Genomic DNA, 12,463 nt, shown 5'->3' on the forward strand with positions numbered 1-12,463 from the left:
TGACAAAATAAGAGAGTCACTGTGAAAGTGTTGACTGTGTTTGGTACCCGGCCGGAGGCCATTAAAATGGCCCCGTTGGTACATGCGTTGGCTATGGATACTGCCTTTGAAGCAAAAGTGTGTGTCACAGCTCAGCATAGGGAAATGCTGGATCAGGTATTGCATCTGTTTGGGATAACGCCGGATTTTGATCTGAATATCATGCAAAAAGGGCAGGATCTGACGGATATCACATGTCGTATCCTGCAAGGTATCAAGCCTGTATTAGAAGAATTCAAACCAGATGTGGTACTGGTGCATGGTGACACAACAACAACCATGGCAACGAGTCTGGCCGCTTTCTATCAGCATATTCCGGTAGGCCATGTTGAAGCTGGCTTAAGAACAGGGGATCTTTATTCACCATGGCCGGAAGAAGCCAACCGTAAGATTGCCGGACACTTGGCTATGTACCATTTTGCACCGACGGAAAATTCCCGGAATAACCTCTTAAAAGAATCCATTGTGGAAAACCGTATTTTTGTTACAGGCAATACGGTGATTGATGCCCTGCTATCAGTGCGTGATCGCATCATGAATGATGAAGCCATGTATGGGCAGTTTGCTGAGCTTTATCCTTTCCTTAACCTAAATAAAAAAATGATCTTGGTGACAGGCCATCGCCGTGAAAATTTTGGTAAAGGGTTTGAGCGTATTTGTGAAGCATTGGCACAGATTGCCAAGGCGCATCCTGATGTCCAGATAGTTTATCCGGTCCATTTGAACCCGAATGTCAGTGAACCCGCTAAGCGCATTTTGCATGACATTGATAACGTTATCCTTATCAAACCACAGGATTATCTGCCATTCGTCTATTTGATGAATCATGCCTATTTAATCTTGACCGATTCAGGGGGAATTCAGGAAGAAGCCCCTTCTCTGGGAAAACCGGTTTTAGTTATGCGCGATACCACTGAGCGACCTGAAGCGATTGATGCGGGGACAGTGCGACTGGTGGGAACAGAAACACAAACTATCGTTGCGGAAGTTACGCGTTTATTGACGGATGTTAACGCCTACCAACAAATGAGCCATGCCCATAACCCTTATGGTGATGGCAGGGCTTGCCAGCGAATTCTTGAAGCATTGAGAAAAAATCAGGTGACATTATGAGTTTTGAAACAATTTCTGTTATCGGCCTGGGTTATATCGGTTTGCCCACTGCGGCGGCATTCGCCTCCCGTCAAAAGAGGGTTATTGGCGTGGATGTTAATCAACATGCGGTAGAAACGATTAACCGTGGTTCGATTCATATCGTTGAACCTGATTTAGATAAGGTAGTAAAAATTGCGGTAGAAGAGGGCTTTTTGAAAGCCGTGACTATTCCACAAACTGCGGATGCTTTCTTGATTGCTGTTCCTACGCCCTTCAAAGGGGAGCATGAACCCGATATGGCCTATGTGCGTTCTGCGGCGGAATCAATAGCACCCGTCTTGAAAAAAGGTGATTTGGTTATTTTGGAATCCACTTCTCCTGTTGGTGCGACGGAGCAGATGGCTGCATGGTTAGCCGCGGTACGTCCTGATCTTTCATTCCCTCAACAAGCGGGTGAAAACTCAGATATCGATATCGCCTATTGCCCTGAGCGTGTTTTACCCGGGCAAGTTATGGTGGAATTGATTAAAAATGATCGTGTAGTAGGGGGTATGACAGCCAAATCTTCCCGCAGGGCGAGTGAGCTGTACAATATTTTCCTTGAAGGTGAATGTGTTATCACCAATGCCAGGACAGCGGAAATGTGCAAGCTGACAGAGAACAGTTTCCGTGATGTTAATATCGCTTTTGCCAACGAACTTTCCTTGATCTGTGCCGAACAGGGAATCAATGTGTGGGAGCTGATTAGTCTGGCAAACCGCCATCCACGTGTAAATATTTTGCAGCCTGGCCCTGGTGTAGGAGGGCATTGCATTGCCGTCGATCCGTGGTTCATTGTATCCCAGAATCCTGAGCAATCCCGTTTAATTCATACCGCGCGTTTGGTGAATGATGGCAAGCCGCTGTGGGTCGTGGATCAAGTGAAAGCCGCAGTCGCTGACTGTTTGGCTGAGAGTGGTAAACGGGCAAATGAGATTAAAATTGCCTGTTTTGGCTTGGCTTTCAAACCGAACATTGATGATTTACGGGAAAGTCCAGCCGTTTATATTACAAAAATGGTTGCACAGTGGCATGCAGGGCAAACCATCGCGGTTGAACCCAATGTGCATGAACTGCCCAATTCACTGAAAGATATGGTGGAATTGATGGATGTCAACCAGGCATTAGAGCAGGCTGACGTTGTATTGATGCTGGTGGATCATAGCCAGTTTAAAGCCATTACTGGTTCTGCAATAAAACAAAAATGGGTTGTTGATACAAAAGGAGTTTGGCGTTGAAACGTATTCTTATTACAGGTGGTGCAGGTTTTATCGGTTCTGCGGTTGTGCGCCACATTATTAATCAGACTGAAGATAGCGTCGTTGTCGTTGATAGCCTGACTTATGCCGGTAATCTTGAATCACTGGCTTCGGTAGCTAACCATCCCCGCTATGCATTTGAACAGGTTGATATCCGCCAGCGTGATGCCTTAGATCGCGTATTCCAACAATATCAACCGGATGCTGTCATGCATTTGGCCGCAGAAAGTCATGTTGACCGCTCCATTGACGGGCCAGCAGCTTTTATCGAAACCAATATCATCGGCACTTATACTTTGTTGGAAGCAGCTCGTGCATTTTGGCAACAGTTGGATCAGGAAAAACAGAGCCAATTCCGCTTCCACCATATTTCAACAGACGAAGTATATGGCGATCTGCATGGTGAAGATGGTTTCTTTACTGAAACCACACCTTACTCGCCAAGCAGTCCTTATTCTGCATCAAAAGCGTCCAGTGATCATCTGGTCAGGGCATGGCGCCGTACTTATGGCTTACCGACCATGATCACCAATTGTTCGAATAACTATGGTCCTTATCATTTCCCTGAGAAACTGATCCCATTGATGATCCTGAATGGGCTGGCAGGCAAGCCTTTGCCGGTCTATGGCAAAGGAGAGCAAATCCGTGACTGGCTCTATGTGGAAGATCATGCGCGTGCGTTGTATTTGGTGGTAACCCAGGCAGAGCCCGGCAAAACCTACAATATCGGTGGACATAATGAGCGCCGAAATATCGAAGTTGTGGAAACGATTTGCGAATTGCTGGAGGAGTTGCGCCCCGAAAAACCTGCTGGGGTAGAGCATTATCGCGACCTTATTACTCATGTAACGGATCGCCCAGGACATGATATGCGTTATGCGATTGATGCGGCGAAAATTGAGCGTGAATTGGGGTGGATCCCCGAGGAAACGTTCGAATCTGGCATTCGCAAGACTGTGCAATGGTATCTGGAAAATGAGAGTTGGTGGAGAAGAGTTCAGGATGGCTCTTATACAGGGGAACGACTTGGGTTAGGAAATGAATAAGCCCATCAGGGGGAGCAGATGAAAGGAATTATACTGGCTGGGGGCTCTGGCACCCGTTTGTATCCAATAACACGTGGCGTATCAAAGCAGTTGTTACCGATTTATGACAAGCCGATGATTTATTATCCGCTGTCAGTGTTAATGCTGTCGGGCATACGCGATATCCTGATCATCTCGACACCGGAAGATTTACCTGCTTTTAAACGATTACTAGGCAGTGGCGAACAATTTGGTATCCAACTTAGTTATGCCGAACAGCCTTCACCTGATGGTTTGGCCCAGGCATTTCTGATTGGTGAAGAATTTATCGGTAATGATGCTTGCTGCTTGGTATTGGGTGACAATATCTTTTTTGGTCAAGCGTTTAGCCCGAAACTACAACATGTTGCTGGCCGAACAACAGGAGCGACAATATTCGGTTACCAAGTGATGGACCCTGAACGATTTGGCGTAGTGGAATTTGACGAGCAGTATCGGGTTCTTTCCATAGAAGAAAAACCTGTACAGCCTAAATCCAATTGGGCGGTGACGGGTCTCTATTTCTACGACAACAAAGTCGTGGATTTTGCCAAACAAGTAAAACCTTCTGCGCGCGGGGAACTGGAAATCACCAGTATCAACCAGATGTATCTGGAATGCGGAGAATTGAATGTTGAATTATTGGGGCGTGGTTTTGCCTGGTTAGATACGGGAACTCATGACAGCCTGATTGAAGCCAGTACTTTTGTTCAGACCGTCGAAAAACGTCAAGGCTTCAAAATTGCCTGTTTGGAAGAGATCGCATGGCGTAATGGTTGGCTCAGTGAGGAGCAATTAAAAGTGGCGGCCACGGATTTGGCGAAAACAGGTTACGGCAACTATCTGATGGATTTGCTCAATGTCTATTCACGCCAACCTTGACCCCTTGGCCTGGGAAAGCCAGTTTTTTGGTTTGCCCACAGCTCGCCTGAATTTTTCGTCGGATGCGGCGGCATTGACGGCTGCTGATTTGGACCAATATGCATTGGTGCAAGCCAAAGTGGCAGCCCAACAAACGGGCATTATCGATGAGCTTTCTGTCTTAGGATTTTCACTGGTTGAAGGTGAGGTTGATTTACGGTTATCGATTGAGGCGGGAAATATTCCTGGCATTCATACGGGAAAGGAACTAATTTCGGCAAAACAAGAAGATATCCCCGTATTGAAGGAGGTGTCAGCCCGTGTATTTACGTCTAGCCGTTTTCGTGCACCCTGGTATCAACCGGATGACAGTGGGAAATTCTATGCTACCTGGGTTGAAAAAGCCGTTTTGGGCACATTTGATCACCAATGCCTGCTTATCAATAATGAACGTGGTCAAATAGCGGGCTTTGTCACCTTAAGGGATATAGGTAATAGCGAAGCACGCATTGGTTTATTGGCTGCTGTACCAGGCAATCATCATCAAGGGATTGGCAAAAAATTAATGTCGGCGGCGCAACAGTGGTGTCATAACCATCAGATACAATGGCTGAGAGTGGCTACGCAAATCAGCAACATCGCTGCGTTGCGTCTTTATACACGTTGTGGTGCCATCATTGAAAGCACCGCATATTGGTTATACAGAGGACGAAATGATTCCATTTAATAAACCACCGGTAGTCGGCACTGAACTTGAATACATGCAACAGGCGATGGCTAGCGGTAAGTTGTGTGGTGATGGAGAATTTACCAAACGTTGTGAAGCGTGGATGGAACAGCGCTTTAATTGCCCGAAGGTATTGTTGACACCATCTTGTACAGCTTCACTGGAAATGGCGGCAATGTTGTTGAATATCCAGCCGGGTGATGAAGTCATTATGCCGAGCTATACCTTTGTATCGACCTCCAATGCCTTTGTTCTGCGTGGTGCTACCATTGTGTTCGTGGATATTCGTCCTGATACCATGAACATTGATGAGGACAAGATTGAAGCAGCTATTACAGAGAAAACCCGTGCTATCGTACCGGTGCATTATGCGGGCGTGGCCTGTGAAATGGATACCATCATGGCACTGGCGAAAAAATATAACCTGTATGTGGTGGAAGATGCCGCACAGGGCGTCATGTCCACCTATAAAGGCCGTGCATTGGGCACAATTGGGCATATTGGTTGTTTCAGCTTTCATGAAACCAAAAATTACTCGGCCGGTGGTGAAGGCGGGGCAACATTAATCAATGATAAATCCATGATTGCCCGTGCCGAAATCATCCGAGAGAAAGGCACTAACCGCAGTCAATTCTTCCGCGGGCAAGTAGACAAATACACATGGCGTGATATCGGTTCCAGTTATCTGCTCTCTGATCTGCAAGCGGCTTACCTGTGGGCACAACTGGAACTTGCTGAAAAAATTAACCAACGCCGCCTGACTTTGTGGGAGAACTACCATCAAGCCTTGAAACCGTTAGCAGACGCTGGACATTTAGTTTTACCAATTGTTCCGGAAGGCTTGGAACACAATGCCCACATGTTCTATATCAAGCTCAAAGATGTAGAAGAACGTAGCGCATTCAATAGTTATATGAAAGAGAATGGTATCCTGAGCGTATTCCACTACGTGGCATTGCATACCAGCCCTGCGGGTGAGAAATGTGGCCGTTTCCACGGCGAAGATCGCTTTACCACCCGTGAAAGTGACCGCTTAGTTCGCTTACCAATGTTCTACAACATCACTGATACAGAGCAGCAAATTGTTATCGATCGTATCAAGGAATTTTTCGCCTGATATGTCACTTGCTAAAGCTTCTGTTTGGACAGCAGGCTCCACATTGATCAAGATCGGTGTGGGGTTGCTGGTCATTAAACTTCTGGCGGTATCTTTTGGCCCAACAGGTGTTGGGCAAGCAGGTAATTTTCGCCAACTCATTACTGTATTAGGTGTGCTCTCTGGGGCAGGGATTTTTAATGGTGTCACAAAATATGTAGCGGAACATCATCAACAACCGGAAAAGCTTAGGGCGATATTGGGGACATCGTCCTTGATAATTATGGGGTTTTCGACCTTATTGGCAGTGATCTTCCTTTTGTTCAGTGAAATCATCAGTATTAGCCTATTTGGTCACACCCATTACAAAACTGTTGTGCAGGCGCTCGCATTTATTCAAATGGGCATCGCTTACGCCAACTATTTTCTGGCAATCCTGAAAGGGTTCAGGGATGCTAAGGGAAATGCGTTGGCCATTATTTTGGGCAGCCTGACAGGCATGTTGGCTTATAGCCTCTGCTATTGGCTGGGAGGCTATGAAGGGGCATTGGCAGGCTTGGCATTGGTACCTGCATTGGTGGTTTTACCTGCCGGCCTAATGATACTGCATAGCAAGGTGATTACATTTTCTGCCTTGAAACCTATGTGGGATCGTGCGATTGCCAGCCATCTGGGCAAATTTACTCTTATGGCGTTGCTGACTTCCATTACATTGCCCGTTGCTTATGTCATGATGCGAAATTTGCTGGCAGCGCGTTATAGTTGGGAAGAAGTAGGGATTTGGCAGGGAGTTAGCAGTATTTCAGATGCTTATTTACAATTTATCACCGCCTCCTTCACTGTCTATCTATTGCCAACCCTTTCTCGTCTGAAGAATAAGCAAGAAATTACCCGCGAAATTGTGAAGGCTTTGAAATTTGTCTTGCCTGCTGTAGCTGCTGCCAGTTTCTCTGTCTGGCTATTGCGTGATTTCGTGATTTGGCTGTTGTTTTCAGACAAATTCATCGCCATGCGGGATCTGTTTGCGTGGCAGTTAGTGGGCGACGTGTTGAAAGTTGGCGCTTATGTTTTTGGTTATCTGGTGATAGCGAAAGCTGCACTGCGTTTTTATATATTGACTGAAGTGAGCCAGTTCCTTTTACTGACGGGTTTTTCTCATTGGCTGATACCGGCAAATGGAGCATTGGGGGCTGCCCAGTCATATATGGTAACTTACATTGTTTATTTCATTCTTTGTTGTAGCGTATTTATTATTTATCGCAGGCGAGCATGACAACCCTAATTCACGTTTTGGGATCGGATATCCCACATCACAATCAAACGTTACTACGTTTCTTTAATGACGTCTTGGCACAGGAAATACATTTTTGCGCCAAACCGTGTTTTATGGTGGTGTCTAAAGACCACACATGGCTATCAAATTACCCTAACTTGACTATTTCTCTTTATCACAGCAAATCTGCCTTATCGCAGGCAGTAATAGAGAAAGCGAAGGCAAACAGAACAGTCCGCTTCTTTTTCCACGGGCAGTTTAATGCTGCTTTGTGGTTGGCTTTATTAATGGGAAAAATTAAGCGGCACCAATTCTTCTGGCATGTTTGGGGAGCAGATCTCTATGAAGAGTCCCGCCAACTGAAATTCCGTTTGTTCTATCTGATTCGTCGTTTGGCACAGAAGCGGGTGGGGCATATTTTTGCCACGCGCGGTGATCTGCGGCACTTTTTTCAGGATGATTCGCGTTCAAGTCGGGCCAAACCTGATGTGCCATCATCATTGCTCTATTTCCCAACTCGGATGGAGCCTGCGTTGACGGTGACGGAGAAAACATTCTCACCGGAAGGAATTACCATCTTACTGGGGAATTCGGGGGATCAATCCAACCGTCATATTGAAGCCTTGCAGAAGATCCACCACCAGTTTGGCGATGAGGCTAGGGTGCTAATCCCAATGGGCTATCCTGATAATAACCAAGCCTATATCCAGAGCGTGGAGCAAACTGCATTGTCGTTATTTCCAGCGCAAAATGTTCGTATTCTGAAAGAGCAAATAGCCTTTGATGAATACTTGTCATTGTTGCGCCAATGCGATTTGGGTTATTTCATTTTCAATCGTCAGCAGGGTATTGGAACACTCTGTTTGCTGATTCAATTTGGTATTCCGTTTGTTCTGAGCCGTCAAAATCCATTCTGGCATGATTTAACGGAACAGCAGATCCCTGTTCTGTTTGACGGTGATGAACTCAATAAACACTGGGTGCAGGAAGCACAGCGCCAGATGCTGTCCCTCGATAAAAAGGCGATTGCTTTTTTTGATCCCCATTTCATGGAGGGGTGGAAAACCGCCCTGTCGGAAGCATCTGGAGAGTAGCAATGACCTTGACACAATTCGGTGGGCTTTTTGTTATTTACATAATTTCGGTGGCTTTTATCCTGACCTTGACGTATCAGGAATTTCGACGTGTCCGCTTTAACTTTAATGTCTTTTTCTCATTGTTGTACCTGCTGACATTCTATTTTGGTTTTCCATTGACCAGCTTGTTGGTATTTCAGTTTAATGTGGAAGTGGTGTCTGTAGATTCATTACTACATGCAATGTTGGCGTCTGGCTGTTTTTATGCCATTTACTATGTGGCTTATAAAACACGGCTCACTTATAAAACACGGCCCAATAATGGTATAAGTTCTGAAAACTTAACGGTGACTATGCCGCGTAAACCTTTATTTACGATGAATCGAGTGGAAGCTAATCTGACGTGGTTACTACTTGCTTGTATTGCCATCGTTACGGTAGGTTCGTTCTTTATGCAGAACGGATTTTTGCTGTTCAAGTTACAGTCCTATAGCCAGATATTTTCCGGCCAGGTTTCCGGTGTGGCGCTCAAGCGATTTTTCTATTTCTTCATTCCTGCCATGCTGGTTGTTTTTTTCCTAAAACCGACCAAAGCACGCTGGCTGTGCTTTTTGGTAGGAACGGTGGGGTTTGGTATCCTGACCTATGTGATCGTTGGGGGTACGCGAGCTAACATCATTATCGCGTTTGCATTGTTCCTGTTTATCGGGATTGTCCGCGGCTGGATCACGTTGTGGATGCTGTTTACTGCGGGCGCAATGGGAATTGTCGGTATGTTCTGGCTGGCGTTGAAGCGCTATAGCCTGGACGTAAGCGGGGCAGAGGCATTTTATACTTTCCTGTATCTCACGCGAGATACTTTCTCGCCGTGGGAAAATTTGGCCCTGCTGCTGGATAATTACAGCAAAATAGATTTTCAAGGGCTGGCACCGATTGTCCGTGATTTTTATGTTTTTATTCCTGGTTGGGTGTGGCCGGATAGGCCTAATCTGGTCTGGAACACAGCTAACTATTTCACGTGGAATGTATTGAATAACCACTCTGGTCTTGCGATTTCCCCAACACTGATTGGCTCTCTTGTGGTGATGGGGGGGGTATTCTTTATCCCTCTGGGGGCGATCGCAGTCGGTTTTATTATTAAATGGTTTGACTGGATTTATGAAGCAGGAAAACAGGAAAGTAATCGCTATAAGGCGGCAATTTTGCAAGCTTTCTGCTTTGGCGCCATCTTTAACATAATTGTGCTTGCCCGTGAAGGAGTAGATTCTTTTGTTTCTAGGGTGGTGTTCTTTTGTATTGTCTTCGGCCTATGTCTGGTTGCGGCGAAATTGCTGTATTGGCTGTTTGAAAGTGCCGGGCTGATTCGAAAGCTTGTGGTCAGTAATCTGGCTACTTCGCGAAAAACATCTGTGATTTTGGATGTAAGGAAAAAAAATGGCGTTAAATAACATTCCCAAATACCGCATTCGTGGTCTTAGTATCTGGGGATTCCGCGGTATGTCGCATTTCCTCGACTACCTTTTCCTGGATGGACAGGTAAAAGCAGGTACATTGGTTGCGATTAACGCAGAAAAAGTACTCACGGCGGAGAAAGACAATGCACTGAATACGTTGCTGGATGAGGCCGAATACTTATACGCAGATGGTATTAGTATCGTACGTGCCATTCGCCGTAAATATCCTGATGCGGATGTATCGCGTATTGCGGGCGCTGATTTGTGGGAAGACTTGATGGAACGCGCTGGGCGTGAGGGTACACCAGTCTTTCTAATCGGCGGAAAACCCGATATCTTGGCCCAGACTGAGAACAAACTGCGTACCCAATGGAATGTCAATATCGTGGGCAGACAAGATGGGTATTTTACACCAGAAACGCGTGATGATGTATTTGAGCGGATTCATGCCAGTGGTGCGGCGATTATTACCGTAGCAATGGGATCACCCAAACAGGAGATCTTTATGCGTGACTGCCGCAAGGTACATCCAGATGCACTGTATATGGGCGTTGGAGGAACCTATGATGCCTTCACTGGTCACGTTAAACGAGCACCGAAAGTCTGGCAGAATCTAGGGTTGGAGTGGTTGTATCGCTTGCTCTCTCAGCCAAGCCGTATCCGTAGGCAGATAAAGCTATTGAAATTCCTTGGCTATTATTACGGTGGCAAACTTTAGCCCCGAAATTTCTCTGTTTCTACCTGTTGCATTGAGCATATGCAGCAGGTTTTTGCTTTATTTTATTGCTGTCTTTGAGGTTATCAATAGCTTGTTGTTTGACTGCTTATTTTCAAATCTACTCTTGCAAGCCTTATTTTTATAATTTTTTTATTTCACTGATCGGCAAAACGTGTTTTGATCCCAGCCTTTTTTACAACGATTGATTATCAATTCCTGTATTTTTCTGTTTGCAAGTATAGACATCATAAAAGTGGATAGGGAGTTTTATGAGTGATTCAAAACAGAGCCTGCAAAGGGGACTTGAGGCACGTCATATTGAGCTGATTGCGCTAGGTGGCACAATCGGCGTAGGGCTGTTCATGGGTTCAGCCAGTACCTTGAAATGGGCCGGTCCTTCTGTTTTGCTGGCTTACATTATTGCTGGGCTTTTTGTCTTTTTCATTATGCGTTCCATGGGAGAAATGTTGTTCCTTGAACCTGTAACAGGTTCATTTGCTGCTTTTGGGCATAAGTACCTAAGCCCTTACTGGGGATGCCTGACCGCATGGGGTTATTGGTTCATGTGGGTTTCTGTCGGGATTTCAGAGATTACTGCTGTTGGCGTCTATGCTGAATTCTGGTTTCCAGAATTGCCCCAATGGGTTTCGGCACTGGTAGCGGTTGGATTGGTTGCTTTGGCAAACTTGGCGGCGGTAAGGTTGTATGGTGAGTTGGAGTTTTGGTTTGCCATGATCAAAGTCACAACGATTATTGTGATGATCCTGATTGGCATTGGTTTGATTTTCTTCGGTTTAGGCAATGACTGGCAACCTATTGGTTTGGATAACCTGACCTCACATGGCGGTTTCTTCTCCGGTGGATGGAAAGGCTTTTTATTTGCTCTTTGTATTGTGGTTGCTTCCTATCAGGGGGTAGAGCTGGTTGGTATTACTGCCGGTGAAGCAAAAAAACCACAAGTTACCCTTAAAAAAGCGATCAACAATATCTTGTGGCGTATCCTGATTTTTTATGTTGGTGCCATTTTTATTGTTGTAACTTTGTTCCCGTGGACAGAGGTTGGTGCACATAGTAGCCCGTTTGTGATGACTTTTTCTAAAGTCGGTATTGCTTCTGCGGCTGCGGTGATTAACTTTGTTGTGCTAACTGCTGCGTTGTCAGGATGTAACAGCGGAATGTACAGCGGTGGCAGAATGCTGTATGCCTTGGCGCAAAACCGTCAATTGCCTGCTTCATTGCTGAAGCTGTCGAAAAATGGTGTGCCAGTAAAATGTATTGCAATTACTATTGGTTGCTTGATTGCAGGTTCCAGCCTGAATTATCTGATACCAAATCCGCAGTCAGTATTTGTTTACGTTTATAGTGCCAGTGTATTGCCTGGCATGGTGCCATGGTTTGTGATTCTGGTCAGCCAATTGCGTTTCCGTAAGCATCATGAAGAAGCCATAAAACAGCATCGGTTTAAATCGATTCTGTTCCCTTATGTTAATTACCTGACATTGATTTTCCTGTGCTGCGTATTAGTGGGGATGGCAATTAACACGGATACACGTTTCTCACTGATAGTGGGGGGAATATTTTTGTCGGTAGTGTCATTAATTTATTGGGTGGTGAAATTTTATTCATCTAAAAAATCGATATAATTTTATCGATTGGTTTTTAATTTAAAAAACGATTTATGGTAATACTGCGGTGGAAAAGTGCTGGCTTTATCAGCTAAATGAGTAAAGCATAATCAAACGCATCATTTCTTTTAAAAAAG

11 protein-coding genes are annotated in these 12,463 nt (G+C 45.4%); all 11 read left to right on the forward strand.

Annotated features, from left to right (window positions below; genetic code table 11):
* Window positions 1-21 precede the first annotated feature (21 nt).
* The 11 genes from wecB (at window position 22) to thrP (ending at window position 12,344) form a co-directional block, all read left to right on the forward strand.
* The gene (wecB, locus tag BDE27_RS13005) at window positions 22-1,152 is read left to right on the forward strand and encodes a non-hydrolyzing UDP-N-acetylglucosamine 2-epimerase (protein ID WP_099133096.1); all 1,131 of its coding nucleotides are present in this window, start codon (window positions 22-24) and stop codon (window positions 1,150-1,152) included.
* Window positions 1,149-2,411 carry a UDP-N-acetyl-D-mannosamine dehydrogenase gene (wecC, locus tag BDE27_RS13010; protein ID WP_099133097.1) on the forward strand — a complete coding sequence of 421 codons (1,263 nt, stop codon included), beginning with the start codon at window positions 1,149-1,151 and terminating at the stop codon, window positions 2,409-2,411. The genes wecB and wecC overlap by 4 nt, the downstream gene beginning before the upstream one ends.
* Window positions 2,408-3,478, forward strand: a complete 1,071-nt coding sequence (rffG, locus tag BDE27_RS13015) for a dTDP-glucose 4,6-dehydratase (protein WP_099133098.1) — start codon at window positions 2,408-2,410, stop codon at window positions 3,476-3,478. Before wecC ends, rffG begins: the two co-directional genes overlap by 4 nt.
* Window positions 3,479-3,496: 18 nt before the next feature.
* Window positions 3,497-4,378, forward strand: coding sequence for a glucose-1-phosphate thymidylyltransferase RfbA (gene rfbA, locus BDE27_RS13020; RefSeq protein ID WP_099133099.1), 882 nt, complete (start codon window positions 3,497-3,499; stop codon window positions 4,376-4,378).
* A complete protein-coding gene (rffC, locus tag BDE27_RS13025) occupies window positions 4,356-5,084 on the forward strand; it encodes a dTDP-4-amino-4,6-dideoxy-D-galactose acyltransferase (protein ID WP_099133100.1) in 729 nt (242 codons plus the stop codon). Before rfbA ends, rffC begins: the two co-directional genes overlap by 23 nt.
* Window positions 5,071-6,201: a dTDP-4-amino-4,6-dideoxygalactose transaminase gene (gene rffA / locus BDE27_RS13030; protein WP_099133101.1), complete on the forward strand. Its 1,131-nt coding sequence runs from the start codon at window positions 5,071-5,073 to the stop codon at window positions 6,199-6,201. The genes rffC and rffA overlap by 14 nt, the downstream gene beginning before the upstream one ends.
* A gap of 1 nt (window position 6,202) precedes the next feature.
* Window positions 6,203-7,453 carry a lipid III flippase WzxE gene (gene wzxE / locus BDE27_RS13035; protein WP_099133102.1) on the forward strand — a complete coding sequence of 417 codons (1,251 nt, stop codon included), beginning with the start codon at window positions 6,203-6,205 and terminating at the stop codon, window positions 7,451-7,453.
* Window positions 7,450-8,547 carry a TDP-N-acetylfucosamine:lipid II N-acetylfucosaminyltransferase gene (locus tag BDE27_RS13040; protein WP_099133103.1) on the forward strand — a complete coding sequence of 366 codons (1,098 nt, stop codon included), beginning with the start codon at window positions 7,450-7,452 and terminating at the stop codon, window positions 8,545-8,547. Before wzxE ends, BDE27_RS13040 begins: the two co-directional genes overlap by 4 nt.
* 2 nt (window positions 8,548-8,549) lie before the next feature.
* Window positions 8,550-9,977 carry an ECA oligosaccharide polymerase gene (gene wzyE / locus BDE27_RS13045; RefSeq protein ID WP_099133104.1) on the forward strand — a complete coding sequence of 476 codons (1,428 nt, stop codon included), beginning with the start codon at window positions 8,550-8,552 and terminating at the stop codon, window positions 9,975-9,977.
* Window positions 9,964-10,701 (forward strand): lipopolysaccharide N-acetylmannosaminouronosyltransferase, encoded by a 738-nt coding sequence (gene wecG, locus BDE27_RS13050; RefSeq protein ID WP_099133105.1) that lies wholly within the window; start codon window positions 9,964-9,966, stop codon window positions 10,699-10,701. The genes wzyE and wecG overlap by 14 nt, the downstream gene beginning before the upstream one ends.
* Before the next feature lie 269 nt (window positions 10,702-10,970).
* Window positions 10,971-12,344 (forward strand): bifunctional threonine/serine APC transporter ThrP, encoded by a 1,374-nt coding sequence (gene thrP / locus BDE27_RS13055; protein ID WP_099133106.1) that lies wholly within the window; start codon window positions 10,971-10,973, stop codon window positions 12,342-12,344.
* The last annotated feature ends 119 nt before the right edge of the window (window positions 12,345-12,463 follow it).

This window comes from Xenorhabdus ehlersii, assembly GCF_003610465.1.
Taxonomy (GTDB): domain Bacteria; phylum Pseudomonadota; class Gammaproteobacteria; order Enterobacterales; family Enterobacteriaceae; genus Xenorhabdus; species Xenorhabdus ehlersii.